Annotated in this window: 14 protein-coding genes; 6 read left to right on the top strand and 8 right to left on the bottom strand. The window is 40.1% G+C overall.

The window, feature by feature from the left end:
* Positions 1 to 69: 69 nt before the first annotated feature.
* Complete coding sequence (locus H5088_RS03595; RefSeq protein ID WP_182752214.1) at positions 70 to 2211, bottom strand: TonB-dependent receptor; 2142 nt, start codon at positions 2209 to 2211, stop codon at positions 70 to 72.
* A gap of 195 nt (positions 2212 to 2406) precedes the next feature.
* Here H5088_RS03595 and H5088_RS03590 point away from each other — a divergent pair, with 195 nt between their 5' ends.
* On the top strand, positions 2407 to 2937 hold the full coding sequence (locus H5088_RS03590) for an Lrp/AsnC family transcriptional regulator (protein ID WP_002957736.1): 531 nt from the start codon (positions 2407 to 2409) through the stop codon (positions 2935 to 2937).
* A gap of 13 nt (positions 2938 to 2950) precedes the next feature.
* Here H5088_RS03590 and H5088_RS03585 read toward each other — a convergent pair whose 3' ends face one another.
* The 4 genes from H5088_RS03585 to H5088_RS03570 all read right to left on the bottom strand — a co-directional run bounded on the left by H5088_RS03585 (position 2951) and on the right by H5088_RS03570 (position 7952).
* Positions 2951 to 4228 (bottom strand): cytosine permease, encoded by a 1278-nt coding sequence (locus H5088_RS03585; RefSeq protein WP_182752213.1) that lies wholly within the window; start codon positions 4226 to 4228, stop codon positions 2951 to 2953.
* A gap of 232 nt (positions 4229 to 4460) precedes the next feature.
* A complete protein-coding gene (locus tag H5088_RS03580; protein WP_182712076.1) occupies positions 4461 to 5660 on the bottom strand; it encodes an AGE family epimerase/isomerase in 1200 nt (399 codons plus the stop codon).
* The gene (locus H5088_RS03575; RefSeq protein ID WP_182752212.1) at positions 5657 to 6634 is read right to left on the bottom strand and encodes a carbohydrate kinase; all 978 of its coding nucleotides are present in this window, start codon (positions 6632 to 6634) and stop codon (positions 5657 to 5659) included. The genes H5088_RS03580 and H5088_RS03575 overlap by 4 nt, the downstream gene beginning before the upstream one ends.
* Positions 6635 to 6650: 16 nt before the next feature.
* Positions 6651 to 7952, bottom strand: coding sequence for an MGH1-like glycoside hydrolase domain-containing protein (locus tag H5088_RS03570; RefSeq protein ID WP_182692784.1), 1302 nt, complete (start codon positions 7950 to 7952; stop codon positions 6651 to 6653).
* Between the two features lie 196 nt (positions 7953 to 8148).
* Here H5088_RS03570 and H5088_RS20445 point away from each other — a divergent pair, with 196 nt between their 5' ends.
* The 4 genes from H5088_RS20445 to H5088_RS03550 all read left to right on the top strand — a co-directional run bounded on the left by H5088_RS20445 (position 8149) and on the right by H5088_RS03550 (position 14852).
* A complete protein-coding gene (locus tag H5088_RS20445) occupies positions 8149 to 10590 on the top strand; it encodes a TonB-dependent receptor domain-containing protein (protein ID WP_182695562.1) in 2442 nt (813 codons plus the stop codon).
* Positions 10591 to 10787: 197 nt separating this feature from the next.
* Positions 10788 to 12368, top strand: coding sequence for a sodium:solute symporter (locus H5088_RS03560; protein WP_033015476.1), 1581 nt, complete (start codon positions 10788 to 10790; stop codon positions 12366 to 12368).
* Positions 12369 to 12378: 10 nt separating this feature from the next.
* Positions 12379 to 13620, top strand: coding sequence for a glycerate kinase (locus tag H5088_RS03555; protein WP_182692781.1), 1242 nt, complete (start codon positions 12379 to 12381; stop codon positions 13618 to 13620).
* 74 nt (positions 13621 to 13694) lie between these two features.
* Positions 13695 to 14852: an ROK family transcriptional regulator gene (locus tag H5088_RS03550; protein ID WP_002957728.1), complete on the top strand. Its 1158-nt coding sequence runs from the start codon at positions 13695 to 13697 to the stop codon at positions 14850 to 14852.
* 285 nt (positions 14853 to 15137) lie between these two features.
* On the opposite strand, the gene H5088_RS03545 is transcribed toward H5088_RS03550, so the two are convergent.
* From H5088_RS03545 to coaBC, 3 genes are all read right to left on the bottom strand, one after another.
* On the bottom strand, positions 15138 to 17906 hold the full coding sequence (locus H5088_RS03545) for a prolyl oligopeptidase family serine peptidase (RefSeq protein WP_182752211.1): 2769 nt from the start codon (positions 17904 to 17906) through the stop codon (positions 15138 to 15140).
* 140 nt (positions 17907 to 18046) lie between these two features.
* On the bottom strand, positions 18047 to 18634 hold the full coding sequence (slmA, locus tag H5088_RS03540) for a nucleoid occlusion factor SlmA (protein ID WP_004335558.1): 588 nt from the start codon (positions 18632 to 18634) through the stop codon (positions 18047 to 18049).
* 111 nt (positions 18635 to 18745) lie between these two features.
* Positions 18746 to 19939, bottom strand: coding sequence for a bifunctional phosphopantothenoylcysteine decarboxylase/phosphopantothenate--cysteine ligase CoaBC (gene coaBC / locus H5088_RS03535; RefSeq protein ID WP_182752210.1), 1194 nt, complete (start codon positions 19937 to 19939; stop codon positions 18746 to 18748).
* Positions 19940 to 20083: 144 nt separating this feature from the next.
* Here coaBC and radC point away from each other — a divergent pair, with 144 nt between their 5' ends.
* A complete protein-coding gene (gene radC / locus H5088_RS03530) occupies positions 20084 to 20758 on the top strand; it encodes a DNA repair protein RadC (RefSeq protein WP_182752209.1) in 675 nt (224 codons plus the stop codon).
* Positions 20759 to 20842 lie beyond the last annotated feature (84 nt).

Genomic DNA, 20842 nt, shown 5'->3' with positions numbered 1-20842 from the left:
ATCGCTATTGGTTATCTAAAAAAAGAGGCTGCCTTAAGATTGTTTAAAGCAGCTATTTGAGAGTTGAAATTAAAAGTCGTAGCTTAGCTCTACGCCGTAACTACGTGGTTTATTAGGTTGGCGCGCAAGTTCAGTAATCCCATCGCCATATAAAAATATATCTTCAATGGCACGCTCATCAGTGAGGTTGTCTACGTAAACTTGCACTGTCCATTGCTCAGATTTAACACCAACCCCCGCATTTAGGTAGGTGTAGCGTGATGACTCTACATCTGGAATATCAATGCTGAAGGTTTTAGGTCCTTCTATTAACACCTCCGCGCGGGAAAACAGTGACCACTGGCCGTTTAATTGCGTATTATGATTGGCCGATATGCTGTAGTTGTATTCAGGAACCCAAAACTGTGGTCTGCCAGTAAGCTCAGGGCGCAGTGCAAAGCTTTTTATTTCTGAATCAATAATACCGGCGCTTAGGTTTATGCTTAAATTGCTGGTGGCTGCATAGGCGGCTTCTAGCTCTAAGCCTTTGGTTTGTACTTCATCAATTGATAGATTTTCGAGGGTGAAGGTATCTACATTAAATTGCGTAAATTGAGCATCGTCTTGGTCAATAATAAACGCAGCACCATTAAGGGTTAATTTGCTATCAAACAAAGACGTTTTAAAACCCATTTCGTAGCTATCAGACACTTCTTGATCAAAGGTACGGCTAATTCCTTCTGCAGGCTCATTAAAGCCGCCACTTCTAAATCCGTGCGAATAACCTGTATAAAGTAAAAAGTCATCCGTAACTTGGTATCCTAAAGTTACTTTTGGCTGTAGTTGGCTAAACGACTTTTTAGCGTAAGTATCTGTTTTATTAGTTGGGTCGAACGATTCACGGGTATCGTGATCGTAACGTAGTGCGCCGGTTAGCTCTAACTGCGAGGTAATATCGTAGTTAAATTGCCCCGCAAGAGCCCACGCATCACTGCTGTTATTATCGATAATAGATAAGTAAGGTTCATCGTTTGCAAAGTCTTTACGGGTGAGTATTTGTGCATCGGTAAAGTCATCGTAAAAAAGTACCGCAGTGTCGCGGTCGCGCTGTTGATAAAATGCCGACACAGACCATCTAAACTCCTGATCTGACTGAGATATAAAGCGAGATTCAACAGTTAACGATTCAACATCGTATAATCCTTCAGTACCAAACGGTGCTCTAAAAAAACCGTCTTCGTCAATAAAGGTTGCATCGGCAGAGTAGTCGCCATCGTAAAAGTGCTCGTTTTCTGAATTGCTGTAGGCAGTTACAAACTCAAACTTACCTAAATCGTAATGTTGGGTAAGTTTAGCGCTTAGCTCATACACATCACGCTCGTCTTCGTTAATAATATTTTGCGAGGTATTAATTGAGAAGTCTTCAATAGTGTCATCGTTTACGCCTTGATAGTAAGCAAAACCCGCTTCGCTCGACGTGTATTTACCTTTAAGGTTTATTGATGTGTCTTCAGTCAATTCAAATTCTAATTGCGAAAATACAGATTGTTCTTTTAATGGATCGGCTTTATCACCCGTGTAAGTATTTTTAATAAGGCCATCGGTATCTTTTATATAACCACCGGCTCTAAAATAAGCCGTGTTTTCATCATTTAACGACCCTGACACAACTGCATTTAGGTTATAAGTATTACCATTACCAATTGAGCCTTTAACTTTACCTTCAAAGTCTTCAATAGGTTTTTTTGTCGTAACAATAACCGCGCCACCAATAGCGCCTCTGCCGTATAACGCGCCCTGCGCGCCACGCATAACTTCAATGCGCTCAATATCTACTAAGTCTTGGTTAATAAACTCTAAATCGGGGGCGGTTACACCATCAACAACAAACGCCAGTGGCGGATCGCCTACTTGCGGTGTAATTAACCCTCGAATAGTTATACGCGCAAGGCCGGGTCTAAAGTTATCAAGTTGCGATAGATTAGGCGTTAAATTAGCAACATCACGAAAGCTGGTAATACGAGATTTTTCAATCGTATCGGCGCTAAAGGCGGTAACAGAGTCTGGCACGTTTTGAATTGACTCAACACGTCCTCGAGAGATAACAGAAATTTTTTCGATAGTGTTGGCTGTATTATTTTGTTCTTGTGCATTAACGTGTGACAAGCACGATAAACTCACCGCCGATGCTAAAAGCGTTTTATGGAATTTTGTTCTATTGTATCTGCTCATGTTATATGTCCTAATGTCACGACTAAGGTAATGTTTTTAACGTACAAACATTGTCGCTTTTTCAGACAAAATAATATTTTGTAAAACCTCAAATGAGGACAAACATATTGTGAAAATATCTAGCAGGCGCTAAGTTTTATGTACATTTTGACAATAGGTTTACAAAATTAATTATTTTTCAATGTGAAACCAGTTATGAAAAAAACGATAAAAATAGACAGATATAACCAAAAAATATTAGCAATAGTGCATCTTACTGCCGATCTCACTAATGTAGAGTTAGCAGAGCGAGTAAACCTTTCTCCCAGCGCTTGTTTTCAACGCGTTAAAGCATTAAAAGAAGCTGGGTATTTTCGTACATTTCATGCCGATATTAATCTTGAACAAATATGTGAACATGTGTTTGCTTATATGGAATTTACTCTTGAGGACAATAATTTAGCTGCTAGGCGTAAGTTTTTAGCTGAAATACACGATATCCCTGAAATAATGGATTGCATGCAGTTAAGTGGTGATATTGATTATATTTCTTTTTGTTGTTTTGCAGATATTCAGGCGCTTAACGCAATGTGCGATAAGTTAACGGGCAGTAGTAATTATACGATTAAAAAATTAACCACACGTATCGTGCTTGAGCGAGCCAAGTTCTTTTTAGGCTACCCGCTTGAAAAACTAAGATGGCGAGACGAAATGAAAATAGAAGAAGACGAACAAGGCGCTGATTAAGCGCCTTGGTTAGTTATAAGTGCTTATTAACTGGTTTTGGTTTAATTACCTTTACAAAAAAAGTATAAATAATTGCGGTTAAAATAATGGCATCAATAACAGTAATGCCACTCAATGACACGTTAAATATCGCCCCATTACACACTGCAAATGCCGCACCTACAAACCAAGCCGTAAATGCAGGTACAGAAAAGCGCGCGTTATTGGTAAGCGTACTTGCGTGGTACGCATCAGGCTTTATAAATAATGCATCAACAATAATAACGCCTGCAACGGGCACAAAAATATCTGACAAAAATGCTAAAAAGCTAATAAACATATCTAAAATATTTATAAATGCCGCGCCAATTCCTACTAGCCCTAATAAAACAATAACCCACTTTTTATGCCAATGCGGAAAAGTTGCCTCTACACTGAGTGCGGTACTGTATAAGTTTAGTGAATTTAAAATCCAACTTCCTGCAATCACAATAAAAAAAGCCGAAAATCCTAGGTTGAGCGCAAGCATTAAACTGAGTATTTCGGTTTCTTGCATGGCGGCTGCTGCAAATACAGCTACAAAAATAACGAGCAGTTCAATAATCATATAAGCAATAAAAGAGGTGTATATGCCGCCACGTTTTTGTTTAGAAAAACGGGTTATATCGGGCAAGATAATTGCGCCAATAATAACGCCACCAACAATGGCGGCTACACCATCTTCAAGTGATAAGTCTGCTGACTTTTCTAAATTAATAAAATCAATAAATGGCATGTTATCTAATGCGCCAAATAGCATCATTGCGGTCACAACAGCTAAAATGGGGATCATAATAGAGGCCAGTACATTAATAGCTTTAAATCCGTATAATGTGGTTATGAGCATGGCGCAGCCAGCAGCTATATCAATTGGCCACTCAGGCATAATAATATTAAATTCAGCGCTCAGTAGGCGTACTACTGCATTCGAAAACAAGTCAATATTTACTCCAAACCAGCCAATTAATGACAAAGCAAAAGCTATATTTACAATGCCAGCACCTGCATTACCAAAGGCTATTTTTACTAACAGATAAGAGCTTAAGCGACTTTTTACACCTATTGTGCCCATGGCACCGCCAATTACGGTTAAAATGATAGATCCAATAACTAATGCCCAAAGTGTATTACTCACACTTGAACTTTGATGAATTTCTAAGCCGGTTATAAATGTGGGTAATGAAAAGCTTAGCATTGCAGCAATTGCGGCAATACGTGGCCAAGCAACTTGTTCGCTTGTGCATATGGCGTGGGGATCTTTCTCGTTGGGCATTACCTGTTCTCTTATTTTTATATCTTTAATATTACTATACGCTGCTGGCGTGCAAAATTTTCTATTATTGGTGTGGTATTCAAAAGATTAGGTTTAAAAAAATGGCTGTAAAAAAATATTATTTTGTTAAGTTGATAACCCTTTTTGAGGTGAATTAAATCCAGCGCAAAAAAAACCGCCAAGCTGGCGGTTAAAAGGTCTACACAACACTGTAAAAGTTATAACTACATAGTTACTTTAATAGTTCGAGCACATCAAAACAGGCACCCATTGTATGGTAATCAGTTTTACCTATTGGGCTTTTCATCGTGTCTATTTTTTTATTGTCAGCGGTTAAAATTCTAAACCAGGCTCCGTATTTATGATCAACTAAATGCTGCCACGAATACTGCCAAATTTTGTCATACCATTGCTGATATTTTTCATCCCCTGTTGCTTGATAAAGATACGCTGCACAACACAGAGTTTCGGCTTGAACCCAAAAGTATTTATCGTCATCGCAAATAGTTTTATCAGGGGCAAAGCCGTAGCAAATACCGCCGTGCTTTTTATCCCATGCTACATTTATTGAGTTATCAAATAAGGCTTGAGCGCGTTCAATAAGCCATTTTTGTGGCTTATGCTTATTTAAAAACATAAGCAGTTTTGACCACTCTGTTTGATGGCCAGGTTGAAAGCCCCACGGACGAAATAAATTTTTAGGATCGTCTTTGTTGTACTCTAAATCGACCTGCCAATTTATATCGTAATGCTCCCAAATAAGCCCACCCATTAAACTAGCTTGGCGGTTAACCATGTTGTCGGCAAGTGTGAGCGCACGGTTTAAAAATATTTCGTCTCTTGTGGCTTCATAAGCGGCAATAAGTGCTTCACAAGTATGCATATTGGCATTTTGGCCGCGGTATGAATCACATTTTGTGAAGTCGCTGTTATGCTGATCTTTATATAAACCGGCTTTTGCATCCCAAAAATGTGTTTCCATTGTTTGAAATGTATCGTTGAGGTATTCGCGCGCCTCTGTAACACCTGCGCGATATGCCCAGCTGTACGCTAAAATAACAAATGCAAAGCCATAACAATGATTGGTGTTATCAAGCACGGTAGCTTGAGCGTTTTCAACTTTTAATAACCAGTTATAGCCGCCTGTTTGCTCAACAAGGTGATGCTTACGAATAAACTCAATTCCCGATTTAACACGGTTTAGGTACTTTTCGTCATTAAAGGTTTGGTACGCACGCGCATAGTTAAATACAAAACGAGTAGAGCTTACTAAATGGCGCGTGTGTTTATCAAATACCTCACCGTTATCAGAAAAGTTTTGGTAAAAACCACCGTGTTCATCGTCAATATTTGGCTCATAAAACGCTAACGTGTCGCTAATGTGCTGCGTTAAAAATTCACGGCTTTTAAAGTTATCAGGTGTGCTTTTCATAGTTCGCTCCTAAAATCGTGTAGAGACTTTTGGTTAGGTAGGGAGTTAAATGCCCCTTTGTAAGATGCGGCATGGGCACCACATAACGAAGCAAATTCAAAAATAGTTGTTAGTGTTTCGGGCGTGTTGCAAAGCTCGCTAAAAGAGCTGGGTGTTAGGTTTTGTAAGCCTAGTTGATACAGCAGTCCACCTACAAACGCATCTCCTGCAGCGGTGGCATCAACCATAGTAACCTTTTTAGGGTGAAGCGTTTGCTTGGCATTTTTTGTATACCAATGCATAGGGTTGCCTGCATCGGTAACTACAAATAGCTCACAACCGTTATTAAGTGTTTGGGCAATAAACTCATCGCTCGATTGCTCACCCGCTAAGTATTCAAGCTCTTCTTTTGAGGCTTTAATAATTGAGCAGTCTTTTAATAACGGTAAAATATGCTCGCGAGGGTTGGCATCGCTTGGCCATAAATTGAGGCGCAAGTTAATATCAAAGCTCACAATTGAGTTATTTTGTTTTGCAAATTTAACACCGTAAACGGTGGTGTTTCTGATGTTTTTGTCGGTTAATGTGTTTGAGCAAATATGAAAAATATCGCATTGCTCAAACCATTCGCGACTAAAGTCATCGTTACTAAAGTGCAAATCGGCGGTGTTATCACGGTAAAACTCAAACGTGCGATCGCCATCATTATCGAGTGATACAAACGCGAGAGCTGTTTTTGCTTGGTTGGTAAAACGCATAAAGTCGGTTTTTACACCTTGCTCTTTTAATGCATTATGTAAAAAGTCGCCAAAGCTATCAGTGCTTAGCATTCCTGCAAAGTAGGCATTACCGCCTAGCTTTGCAATAGCAACGCTTACGTTTGCAGGCGCACCGCCTGCAAACTTTGTAAACGCTTCGTGTTCGTTGCTGTTTTGGCTCAATTTATTTGAAAGTAAATCAACCAGTACTTCACCAAAGCATATTGTGTGTTTCATGATCTTGCCTTAGTTATTAGTCAAGTAGCCAATGTAATGCAATTGCAGCTGTCCACGAGAAATCTTTACCACCACAGCCTGCACCTGTTTCTGGGTTAAAATATTCGTAGTAGCCTGACTTAACAACTAGGTTGCGAGTGTCATCTTGAATTTTGTCAGCCGTTGTTGCAAAGCCTGCTTCTTTAAGGCCTATGGCTATCATCCAGTTGATGTGTAACCAAATCGGGCCACGCCAGTAGCGTTGTGGCTCGTATTTTTCCTCTTTAGGGTGAGTAGAAGCCACACTAAACTGGCTTGACTCAATAAAATCTTCGGTGGCTGTATTAATTATTTTAGTTTGCTCATCGCTTGTTAAACCTGCATATACAGTTAATAGCGCGGCTGATGTTTTAACTTTAGCCAAGCTGTTAGTTAATACATCTCTGCAGTAAAAGTACTGGCTTTGTTCACACCATAAAGTATTTATGGCTTGCTCTGTTATTTGTAAACGCTGTGCTAAGTAATCAGTGCGAGCATCGTTTAAGCCAAGCTGTTCACCCATTTTGAGTAAATCTTTGGTTGCACGGTGCAAAATAGCAATAATACCTAGGTCATTCATTTTGTACGGACAGGTTTCGTAGATTACTTTGCTGTCAAAGTTGTTACGTTTGAAAAAGTCTACAAGGTATAAAAATCGGTCGTATTCACTTTTATGTGGACGCTGAGAAGAATCTACATGACTTGTATCACGGCGCGTATATTCCCAATCTACACATGGCACAGCATGAAGAGCGTCATCCCACGATGGGCTGTTATCCATGCCCGATTCCCACGGGTGGTAGGTTACTACTAAACCTGTTTTTTCAGGATCTCGGTCGTTGTACCACCATAAATGATAATCAACTACTTGTGAAAATAACGCTTTAACTTTTTGTTCTGCAAGTGCTTTATCTTTCGCGCTGGCAAGCATTTCTTTCATTACGGTGGCGACTACTGGCGGCTGTGAAATAGATGTACTTTTAATTTTTTTATCCGAACCCCATACGTCAGGACCAGGAAAATAAGTATTAGAATCTTTATGAAACAAGATGTGCGGCACCATGCCATCATCCCATTGGCCTGAAAATAACACATCAATTTCTTGCCATGCGCGGCTTTCGTCTGATTTCATCCAGCCTAGCGCTGTAATGGCTGAATCCCAGTTCCACTGAAACGGGTATAGGCCATGTGTTGGTACTGTATAGCCACCTAAGTCGTTTGCTATAAGTGTTTTAGTAGCAAGGTCTGCAAGCGATGAAGCCGTTGCTGAGTCAATTTTACCGCTGTTTATAGTAGTCATATTGGGTGCTCTTTGTGTGTTATTTCCGATTTGGATAATATTAAAGCACTCATTATGGGTTGTAAATGTTTTTTTTCTGTGCTTAAATCCTGTTCGAAGTAACAAAAAACTAACATGTTTACTTGATTATTTCGGCTTTGCTTAGCCACACTCTAAGTAAATACACACAGACAACTAGCACAATTGGAGAATACCCGTGAATAAAACAACGATCGCCTCTATTGTATCTTTATGCCTCGCACAGGGCGCTTATGCAGCAGAAGAAGCTGCACCAGATACAGCAAAAAAAGCTAACAACGTTGAGCGTATTATCGTCTCTGGTACCAGTAAAGGGCGTGTTATTTCAGACACTCCACAATCAGTAACATCTATTAGTGAAGACGAGCTGGTAAAGCTGTCTTCAAGTAGCCAAGCGGATGTGCTTCGCTATATTCCGGGTATTAAAGTAGAAGGCGGTGGCGGTGAAGTCGCTACTAACCTACAAGTAAGAGGCTTACCTTCATCGGGTCAGTTTCAGTTTACGCCACTGTCGTACGACGGTTCACCTAGTTTGAGTGTTTTTGGTTTAAACTCATCGGCGTTTGATGTGTATTACCGTAATGATTTGGGTATTGAGCGCGTAGAGTTTGTGCGTGGTGGTGTATCTAATTTATTTGGCCAAGGTTCTGTGGCCGGCATTATTAACTATATTTCTAAAACGGGCAGTGATGATCCGCAAAGTACCGTACAAATGGAGCTTTCTGACCAAGGGCGTACTCGCTTAGATTTTGCAACGAGCGGTCCACTTAACGAAGACGGCTTATATTATGCGCTTTCTGGTTTTTACCGTTACGACGAGGGCCCTTTAGATACAGGCCTTGAGACTAAAGGTACACAGTTGCGTGGTAATATTCGTAAAGAATTTAATGATGGCTCTGGCTCATTTACTGTTTACGGACAGTACATTGACGACCAAGCTCAGTTTTACTTACCTATTCCACTTGATGGCGACAGCCGCGAGCGCTTAATTGGTAACGATGGTCGTGAAGTCGAATCACTGCAAACGGCGCAAGTATCTAACTTAACGTACGATACAGCAAATGGTCGTTATGAATCGCCAATCAGCGATGGTGTAGTTACTAAAGGTGGCTCTATTTCAGTAGTGTTTGAAAAAGAACTCGCTAACGATTTTGCCATTAATATGCGCAGTAAATACGCTAAATACCAACACGAATTTAATTTATTTTTAGACGGCGACGGTATTATTAATGTACCTGAAAGCCAAGACGACTTCTTAGCTAACAGAGGGCTAGGTGATGCAAGCGGTGCTGAGTTTTCTTATGTTAATTCAGGTGTCGCACTTGCAAGTGATGACTTACTATTTGCTAACCGTATTTTAGACCGCGACCGCCCAGCTGAAGATTTTTCTGCAGAATTTAATATCATCAAAAGTATTTTTGTAGGTGATTTTAGCCACGATATTACAGTCGGTACATTTTTCTCGCACAGTGAAGCCGACGACGATAACGTTATTACAACTTACTTAGGTGAGTTTAATAACAACCCTCGCTTAATCGACTTAACGTATACCGATGTTAATGGCGATGAGGTTCAGTACACTCAAAATGGTATTAGTGGCCCAGGCATTTCTTATACTAACCAAACCATTAGCGCTACCCGCAGAGCATTGTACGTAGCGGATCAAATGGAAAGTGACGATTGGATTTTTGACTTTGGTGTTCGCTACGAAGAAATTGAAGGAAAAATTAGTCGTGAAGGCAGCCAAGTAGTTCAAATTTCTGATGATCCAACGCTTGCACCTAACTTACAAGTTAACACTACGGGCAGTGGTGTAATGACTTACGGCGAAGTCGACACGTCTGAATTTGCTGTATCAGGAGCGGCGTTATATCGCTTAACTGATAATTTAAATGTATATGCCAATGCATCTCGCGGGTTTTTCTTCCCAGAAATTAGAGGTATTCAGTTTAATGATTTAGGCGAGCCTGCCAGCTACGAAGCTGAAATTGTTGAGCAAGGCGAGCTAGGTGTTAAGTTTTTTGATAACGACTTTAGCGGCAGCATTGCGTTATTTAGAACTGACTTAAAAGACAGACGCAGCGTAGACTTTGTAAATGATGGTAATGGGGGCGTATTAGAGCTGCCAGTTATGCAATCAACTAAAGCAACGGGTGTTGAGCTTACCGGTCGTTACGATATTACCGATGAGTGGGCTGTTGATGCCAACATGACCTATACCGATCACGAATTTACTGAATTTGACTCAGACCCTTCTATTATTGGTAACGAATTACGTCGTAAACCAAAAATACTATTTAACTCATCTATTAGCTACACCGCAGATAACTGGGATGCATCGATTTACCATAACTTTACCGGTAAAAACTTTGCAAATGACTCAAACTCGGTAGAACTTGATTCATTCCACTTATTTAGATTTGATGCAGGCTATAACTGGCAAGTTGCACCAGAGCAAACAGTACGCTTAAGCGTTGGGGTATTTAACCTGTTTGATTCTGACGGTGTTACTGAAGGTTCGCCTCGTCTAGGTAACAGCCAAACGGCAGATAACCCATACTTTGTAGGTCGCCCAATTCTCCCACGACGCGTTACTTTAAGAGTTAAATACGACTTTTAAATAAATGCTTTATGCCTATTAACTCACTTTGGGGTTAATAGGCTTTTTGCATTGTGATGCATTTTTCAGCTAAGTTAGCTACAGGTTTATCTTTTTGACTAGGCTCGTTTATTCAAAAAGGTAAGGGCAGGTAGCCGTTTGGTATTTTAATTTTGAAAAGGCGCAGTGTTTTCATATTGTGAATACGCGAATAAATTATGAATATATTAGATTTTTCAATAGTTGCTCTTTATCTTGGTGCCTTATTGGTAATGGGATTTATGCTACGCGAACAAACCAATAAAAGTGATTACTTTTTAGGGGGTAAAAGCTTAGGTTGGAAACCTTTGGCTTTGTCGGTAATGGCCACTCAGCTTTCGGCTATTAGCTTTATTTCGGCTCCTGCATTTGTTGGTTTGCGTGAAGGCGGTGGTATGCAATGGCTCTCGTATGAGTTGGGTGTTCCGCTGGCGATGATTTTAATTTTAGCGACTATTTTACCCAAGCTTTATAAAAGCGGCATTGTCAGTATTTACGATTATTTAGAAATGCGCTTTGGCCGCTCAACCCGTGTGCTTATTAGTGTGGTGTTTCAATTTAGCCGTGCGTTTGCCACCGGCATTATGATTTACGCGGTATCGCTTATTTTACAAGGCACCATGGGAATAGAAGCATGGCAAGCTATTGTATTAACTGGTGTTATAACCGTTTTGTATTCACTGCAAGGTGGGATGAAAGCTGTAGTGTACGGTGATGCAATTCAAATGATCATCATTGTACTGGGTACTATTGCTTGTATTGGATTTGGACTATATCACTTAGGTGGGGTTGATACCTTTATTGCCAATGTTGATTCGAGCCGATTAGAAGCGATTAAGTTTGATTCATTTGGTTTTAGTGGTGATGGCTTTGGCTTTTTACCGATGATTTTTGGTGGTGTGGTACTTTACGCTTCTTACTATGGGTGTGACCAAACGCAAGCGCAACGTGCGCTCAGTGCAAAAGATCCTAAAAACCTACGCTACATGATTTTAGCAAATGGTGTAGTGCGCTTCCCTATTACTATTTTATATTGCGTGTCGGGTTTAATTGTTGGCACTCTGGCAATGAGTAACCCTGAATTTTTAGCAAAAATTCCAGCAGATAACCCTGATTGGATGATGCCTATATTTATTTTAGATTACCTACCGCATGGCTTAATTGGTTTATTGGTTGTCGCTATTTTGTCGGCAGCGATGTCGTCACTTAGCTCTGCAATTAATTCACTTTCGGCGGTAAGTATTGAAGATTACAGCCGTATATCTAATAAAGAGCTAGACCAACCATCTTACTTAAAGTTAGCTAAATACTTAGGTTTAGCATGGGGCGCAATTACCTTAGTACTATCACTTTTTGCCGGTGACATTGCGCCGACCATTATTGAAGCTATTAACAAAGTCGGCTCGTTATTTTATGGCCCAATACTGGCGGTATTTTTAGTTGCTGTATTAAGTAAACGCAGTGCTGCATTGCATGCCAATATTGGCTTAATTAGTGGTGTATTAATTAATTTGTTGGTGTCGGTATTTGCGCCAGATATTTTTTGGTTTTGGTGGAACTTTATTGGTTTTGTAAGCGCTGCGGTGATTATTTATGTTACGAGTCGTTTAATTCCAAGAGAAGTAAACGAAGTCACAAAAGTACAAAATGCCGAGACCGTATCAAACTCAATTTTAACTGGCAAAGATATCGTTATGCTACTTAGCATGTTTATTGTGATGATATTAATTTGTTTAGCTATTCCTTCAATTTTTTCGTGAGCTGTGACTAATGGATTCTAAAAAGTCGTTTTTAATTGATTTATTTACCACTGCGGTAAATGCCTGTAAACCAAGTGCTTGCATGAGTAAGTATTTAGAAAATATAGATGCAAGCAAAGGTTTGTGTGTAGTAGGGGCGGGTAAAGCCGCCGCTGAAATGGCCGCCGAAGTTAATCGCTTTTATGGTGATAAATGTTTTGGCGCAGTGGTAACGCGTTATGGCTACGAAAGTAGCGGCGATACTGGGCGAATTAAAGTGCTTAGTGCAAACCACCCAACACCAGACGATAACAGCTTAGCAGCTGGCAAAGAGTTATTGGAGCTTGTAAAAAATAATCCGGCTGATATTCCTATTTTGTTTATTATTTCGGGAGGCGGCTCGTCGTTGATGTGCCTACCTGTTGATGATGTGCCTTTTTCACAAAAGCAAAAGCTTAATCAGTTTTTACTTAGAAGTGGTGCAAGCGTTGATGAAATAAATGTAGTGCGTAAGCAGTTGTCACTTGTTAAAGGCGGTAAGTTAGCGCAGGCCGCTAAGTCGGATTACGTTACGCTCATTATTTCAGATGTAGTAGGGGACAAACCAAGTGATATAGCATCAGGCCCTACTATTAGCGATGGCAGTACCAAAGCCGATGCACTGGCTATTTTACAAAAGTACAATTGGCCGGTAATAGCAGAGGTTGAAGCGCATTTATTAAAACCAGAGCAAGAACGAGTTGCTGACACCGTGGGGGAGTACTTTATTGTTGCAAATGCGCAGCATGCTATTGATAGCGCAATAGGTGTTGCACAGCATCAAGGCTGGGAAACTCAGGTACTAGGGTATGATATTCAAGGCGAGGCTAAAGAGGTTGCAAAGCAACATGCGGCTATCGCTCTTGATCAAAAAGCCCAAGGCAAGCGCGTTATGTTGTTCTCTGGTGGCGAGCTTACCGTAACCGTTGCTGATATTTATGGCGATGGCGGGCCGAATCAAGAATACTTAATGGCGTTGGCTGAGGCACTTAATGGCGAAGCGGGTATTTACGCACTTGCTTGTGATACCGATGGTGTAGATGGTAGTAAAGATGTAGCGGGTGCGTATATAAATAGCAGTACAATTGCTCGCGCACAAGACGCTGGCGAAAACTTACACGCACAGTTAGAAGGTCATAATAGCCATCAGTTTTTTAAAGCCATTGATGATTTAATTATTACTGGGCCAACTAACACAAATGTGAATGATTTTAGAGTGATAGTGATTAAGTAGGCGCAGTTTGCCCACTTGTTCTTTATAATGGTTTCACGTAATCTTGTGCTCCAATTTTGTTAGGGTTAATACCTATGTTTTCGTTAAACAACAGTAACTTATTACGCTCTGGTTTTGAGCTTGGAAAAGGCGAAAAGCTATTTCAAGATATTGAGCGCGATATTATAAAAGTGGTGTTTTGGGAAAAGTGCGTAACCCAAAGTCATATTGTGAGCGCAACTCGTATTCCACAGCAAACTGTGTCGCGTTTACTTAAGTCGTTAACCCAACACGGTGTAATTGTACAAACTGATACGCTAATTCCTAATAAAAAAGGTAAGCCTGGGTTTGGCATTGCCCTTAATCCCGATTACGGATTTACCTTTGGCTTAGCTATTTTGCTTGATGCTATTTCGCTTGCTGTAATGGATTTTACGGGAAAGGTGGTTTACACCCATATGCAGCTAATGTCGGATATGAGCATTAATAATGTGCTTAAATGTGCACAAAAGCTGGTAGAAGATATAAGCGCTGAGCGTGACATTCCAAGTGAAAAAGTACTGGGAATGGGCGTGGGTATCTCTGGCTTTTTTAGCTCAATGGATGGGAAAATGAATACCCACCATATGCTAGAAGAGTGGTCGCAGGTTGATATTATCGATATTGTGTCGCAGCATTTTCAACTCCCTACTTGGGTTGTTAACGATGCTACAGGTGCAGCCGCAGGTGAAGGTGTTGCTGGTATTGGACGCGAGTATAAAAACTTTGTTTATATGTTTGTGTCGGCCGCATTTGGTGGTGGTATTGTAAATAATGGCGACGTACTGCGCGGTACATACGGAAACGCAGGTGAGCTTGGCGACATGCTACCGCCTAAATTATATGCCCACCCCAATCTTGAATTACTAAAACGTATTTTGAAAAAAAATGGCGTAGCGGTTACTTCTATTTACGACCTGCATGACAACTTTGACCCCGATTGGCCTGGCGTTGAAGAGTGGTTGTTTAAAGTTCAAGACTCATTTGATTTAGTGGCAACCTGTTGCTCTGCATTATTAGATGCTGAAGCGATTATTATTGGTGGCCATATTCCAAAAGAGTTGGCTGAAAAAGTTATTGCACGAACTGAGGTTTATGCACAATTTAGACGTGGCGCTAAACGCCCTATGCCAAAGCTGGTGGTATCTAATATTGATAATTTTCCAGTATCAATTGGCGCAGCCACATTACCATTTAGAGAGTTGTGTTTGTAGCTTAATACCAATCCGCAATAATACTTAATCATTTTGCGGGGCTAAACGTGTCGTTACCTGCGTTAAAAAATTCTCATTTACGACTGCATGGATGCAGAAGGTAGAGCAATGCAGGAGCAATTGCCGAGAACAACTAAATATCGAATTTTTTGCCTAGCTATCAACACGTTTTTCCAGCCTCAAAATAGCTTATTTAATTAAGCGAATTGGTATAAGAAATACAAATTTTAAAAACAAAAAAGCCGATATTGTTTTATGCAATATCGGCTTTTTTGTGTGGGTTATTTACTCTTCAACGAATGCTTCGCCTTGTGTCATCCACTTTGCAGCAGGTTTGCCTTTTAAGTAATGATCAAAGTACTGCATCATACGTACTGAAAAATCGACCTGATTAGGAAACTTTTTCAAGTGGTGTGGTTCACCTTCGTATTGTAAAAAGGTTGCATCTTTACCTGCGCGACGAAGCGCTAAGTAGTACTGCACGCCTTCGTGCCAAGGCACTGCATCGTCTTTATCGCCAAACATAATTAAAATAGGGGTATTTACTTTATCTGCAAAAAACACCGGTGAGTTTTCTATGTACAGCTCTGGTGCTTCAAATAAGTTTTTACCTATACGGCTTTGCCCTGTTTCGTATTGAAACTGACGAGCAAGACCTGATTTCAAACGTATGCCACTGTAAGCACTGGTCATGTTTGATACTGGCGCGCCAGATACAACCGCTTTAAACATATCTGTTTGGGTTATCATAAACGCACTTTGATAGCCTGCCCAAGAGTGACCTTGTAAGCCTATTTTATCTGGGTCGGCTATGCCTAAATCTATTAATTTTTGGGTGGCGTTGATCATGGTTTGCGTTGACGATTTACCCGGGTGACCTATTTCAAAACGAATGTCAGGTAAAAATACCGCATAACCGTTTGAGGTAAACATAGGGAAATTAGGGCGATGGTTTAATTCCATTTTAGGAAAATCAAACATGCGTTGACTCATGTAACGATAAAAATACACAACCACAGGTACTTTATCGCCTTTTTTATATCCCGCTGGTTTTATTAATACACCTTGTAAATCTTCACCGTCAAAGCCTTTATAGCTTATTAGTTCTGGCTTTTCGCTCCAGGCAAAATTACTAATTTGTGGGTTTAGCGTGGTCACTTGTTTTGGTGAACTAAAGCTAAAATCTGTTTGGTAGTAATCAGGAAATTGGCTATAAGTTTGCGAGGTAAATAAGTACTTGTCAGCCTTTTTGGCTTTTTTAACCATATCAAAGCGTTTATCACCGCTAAGCACCTTAGTTAGTGTGTTAGTGGTTAAGTCGAGCTTTGCAACTTCGCTTTGTTTAGTTTGTAAGTTAATAGCAGAGACAAGTAATGTATCGCCTTTTTTAAAGCCCACTTGGGTTTTATCAAGCTTAATAACACGGTACTGCGTATTGTTTTGCTTACCATTAGTTAGGCGTTTAGCTTGCTGCGTTTTTACATCAAACGCCCAAATATCGTATTTACTATAAGCAAGCACTTGGCTGCTATCGGTCATCCAACCAGCAAAACCATAACCAGGTTGAGTAGATGGGTAGTCGTGTTTATCATCAGCAAAGGTTGCCTGAATCGCTTTTGTAAGCGGTGTTACTTTATTATTTTTTAAATCTTTTAACTGTATTTGGCTATCGCTAAAATAAGCTGCAAACTCACCATTAGGGGCAAGGCTCGGTCTAAACGGGTAGTTACTTATAATTGGAGTTTGTTTACCGGTGTGTATATTTACTGCAAAGTAATCAGCAAAAAAACCGCCGTACATAATTTTTTTTAGGTAGGGGATGTTAGATGAGCCAAGTAAAGATATATCTCGCTGAGGGTTTAGTGCAACCTCAGGCATGTTTGGTGTACTAAGTTGCGCAACTTTTTGCGAGTTAACGTGATACACCGCACTGTAATGGCGATTTTTATTAACTTCGTTCCATTGTTGCTCTTCACGTGGTTTTATTTGCGCATCGTTGTTGTGCCATACATTAAGACCTTTATGCTCACGTATGGTATCAAAGTCATACAGTGAGGCTTCGTCGGTATATTCTTTAGTTTTTACTTTAGCTGCTAATTTAGGATGGTTTTCAAAATATAACCGCTCGCCATTTTCTGACCATTCAAGGGTGGCTGTTTTCCCTAACGTCCATGCTTTATTAGGTGAATCTATAGTTGAGAGCTTCTCGTTTTTATATAGCTGTAAAGTGTAGCTTCGGCGGCGCGTGTCATCATTTACATAGTTACCCAATGTAAACGCTGCAATATTGTCAGTGGGGTGCCACGCTATTTTATTTGCGATTACGCCCGGTTCATCAATTAATACGCTGCTATTAAAGTCACTGAGCTCAATTAACGCTATTTGGTTGTTATTACCATCGCTGTAACTTTGACTCACTAATAGCTGGCTGTTAGCTGAGTTAATAGCGTAGCTAAATACGTTTTCTATTGTATGAGTGCGTTTATCAGATAAATTTACGATAACAAGCGCATAGCTCTTATCTTTTTTATCGGGCGTGATAGCGTTGTCTTCTTCGTTTTTAGTGCTATCGGTTTTATCTTCTACTTTTGCGTCATCGTCTTTTTTATTTAAACGATAAGCAAGCCACATACCGTCATCAGATAACGTGTAATCTTTTACATTAGCAAAGCTTTGTTGGGCACCTGATTGTGTGTTTACGAGTACCAGATTGTTTTTAAGTGTGTCTTTTTTTTTGGTTGTTTCTTTTTCAAGTAAGGTAGGTACTTGTGTAAAGGCGACCCAGTTAGCGGCTTTATTAATATGAGGCTTAGTGCCGCGTTCTACTTCTGCGATGAGTGTATTGCTTTGTAGTGAGTAAACTTGACCAGTTGCATTTCCACGATACGGCGTTGCACTAAAAGTGAGTACTTGACCATTGTCAGATAGTTGTGTGCTTTTAGCTGATTTAAAACTAAATACGTCTTTAAATTGTAGCGATTCTTTGGCGTGTATGCCGGTGCTAGTTAAGCTGGCAACGAGTGCCGTGCTTAATAAGGTGAGTTTTGTTTTCATTATTGATTCTCGTATTATGACATTGTTTCATTGTAACGAGTTTGGTTCATAATTCGAGCGGATCAGATAAATGGCAGCTACATACGACAAAACGACCCGCAGGTCGTTTTTTAGTATTCAATTTATTAATTTAGCAAACATTACAGCCAAATTTTTTGTAGCTCAAGCCATTGTTTTTCAAATTGAACACTAGGTTTTGCTTTAAAGTCGCTACGTACAAACTGATTCATTTTGCCTTCAACGTAGGCAAGTAAAAAGTTTGCAAGTGTAAGCTCATCACTTTGAAAGTTTTTACCTTCACGTAATTTGCGCTCACGAAGCACTTGTTTAAACTGAGTTTCTAGTTTTTCAAACAAGGTTTGTACACGTTCGCGTAAACGTTCTTGCTCACCTTGCAGAGCATCGCCCGTTAAAATACGAGTAATACCTGGGTTTTTTTCAGCAAAGGTTAGAAGTAATAATAGAATGTTATAAATGCGCGTTTGGCTTTCTTTTTCGTTTTCAATAATAATATTTATACGAGATAAAAGGGTATCTTCAATAAACTCAATTAAGCCCTCAAACATACGCGCCTTGCTCGGAAAATGACGGTATAGCGCGGCTTCAGACACACCCACCTCAGCAGCTAGTTTTGCTGTGGTGATGCGTTGTCCTAAATTAGTTTCTAACATTTGTGCGAGTGCTTGCAGTATTTGCTCTTTGCGATTACTTCTTTTTGTCGCAGGCATGAACATTCCTTTTTATTAGTTATTCTTAGTGGCGCAGTTAAGAACCCTAGTCATTTTTTGTTCAAATGATTGGCGTATGTTAATGTTTTATTCAGTTTGTTTCCAGCCTTTTTATAGATGTTTAGCCAGCTGTTCGATCACCTTGCGAGCTATTTCTATTTTACTTGTTGTTGGTAATTCTAGTTGTTCATTGTGCCAGTACAGTGTTAAAGCATTATGATCGGAATTAAACCCTAAGCCACTTTTTGATACGTCATTAGCGCAAATCATATCTAGATTTTTATTTTGTAGTTTACCTTTAGCATAGCTTTCTACATTTTGAGTTTCGGCGGCAAATCCAACCGTATAGGGGCGGTTTTGTGTAAGGTTTGCAATAGCTGCAATTACGTCAGGGTTTTTAGTTAAAGTAAGGGTGAGTTCGTCGCCTTGCTTTTTCATTTTTTGAGTCGCAATGTTTGCAGCTCGATAATCCGCAACAGCAGCGCAACCTATAAAAGCATCTGATAGTGGTGCATAGGTAAGTGACTTAGTTAATAGCTCCTCAGCGCTTTCTATATTAATAAGGTTTACGCCAGTAGGGGCTTTTATAGTGACAGGACCCGAAATTAAATTAACCTTAGCACCGAATTGCAAAGCGGCTTCTGCCAGTGCATAACCCATTTTTCCAGAGCTGTGATTTGATATAAAACGTACCGGGTCGAGAGGCTCACGCGTTGGGCCTGCCGTTATTGTAATTGTTTTTCCTGCAAGTAATTGCGGTTGCTCTTTTGCTGTACATAGTGCAACTAGCTCATGTGGCTCTAACATGCGCCCAGCGCCGATATCGCCACAGGCTTGCTCACCTTTACCTGGGCCCCAAATAAGTACGTTACGTGCTTTTAATGTGGCTAAATTTGCTTGTGTAGCTGCGTGTCCATACATTTGCTGGTTCATGGCTGGCGCAACTGCGACTTTTGCTGGCGTTGCTAGCAGTAACGTCGTTAGTAGGTCGTCAGCAATGCCAGCTGCCATTTTTGCAATAATATTGCAGGTAGCTGGGGCAACTAAAATTAAGTCAGCCCATTTTGCAAATTCAATATGCCCCATTGAAGCTTCAGCAGAAGGGTCTAGTAATGAGTCAGAGACTGTTTCTCCACTAACGGCTTGCATGGTCAGTGGTGTAATAAAGTGTTTAGCTGATTCAGTCATAACTACTTTTACTTCACAACCAGCGTCTTTTAATCGCCTAACGAGTTCTGCGCATTTATAAGCTGCAATACCGCCGGTAATACCTAGTACAATTTTTTTGTTTGTTAAGTTAGTCATGAATGTTCATCAGTTTTTATTAAATATTGGGCTTAAAATAACAAATCTTTACCCGTACAGCGAAGTTTTTTAATTCGAAATAACAGGCTAAATTTTAAATTTGCATTACATTTATAAGACACTTTCGCCTCTCAAGGATGAACAATGCAACTTACTTCACTTCCAAACTCACTTCGACCTCGTGAAAAACTCATCGCGAAAGGAGCTAAAGCACTTACTGATGCTGAGCTCCTTGCCATATTTTTACGAACAGGGTTACCAGGAATGAATGTAATTGAGTTGGCTCAGCATCTATTAAATGAAAATAAAACCCTACATAATTTGTTTAATGCCAGTATTGAGGAGTTTTGCTCTCAAAAGGGGTTAGGGACCGCTAAGTATGTGCAGCTACAAGCTGTATTAGAGCTAAGCCAACGTTATATGCAGGAGCGTTGCCAACGAGATGCAGTGTTTAATTCGCCTAACTCAGTTTATGACTATCTAACAATTCAAATGCGAGGCTTGCAACAAGAAGTATTTATGGTGTTATACCTAGATAGCCAAAATAGATTAGTAAAAGACGAAATACTTTTTTATGGCACAATTAATTCTGCCAGTGTTTATCCGCGTGAAGTGGTAAAGGCTGCCCTTAAAAATAATGCAGCCGCTGTTATTTTTGCGCATAATCACCCAAGTGGTATTGCAGAACCGAGCCAAGCAGACAAACTTATTACTAATAAATTGCATCAAGCACTGCAATTGGTCGACATAAGTGTGCTCGATCACATCATTGTTGGTGGAGAAACCTGTGTTTCGTTTGCCGAGCGAGGCCTGATTTAGCTTTGTTAGACACATAAGTGTGTTAAAAATGAGCTGTTTAACGTGTTTTGGCAAATTAGTTTAATTTAAATGCAGTTTTTACTT

It is taken from the genome of Pseudoalteromonas sp. SR43-3 (assembly GCF_014163875.1).
GTDB lineage: Bacteria > Pseudomonadota > Gammaproteobacteria > Enterobacterales > Alteromonadaceae > Pseudoalteromonas > Pseudoalteromonas distincta.
This window is presented reverse-complemented; position numbering and strand designations above follow the sequence as displayed.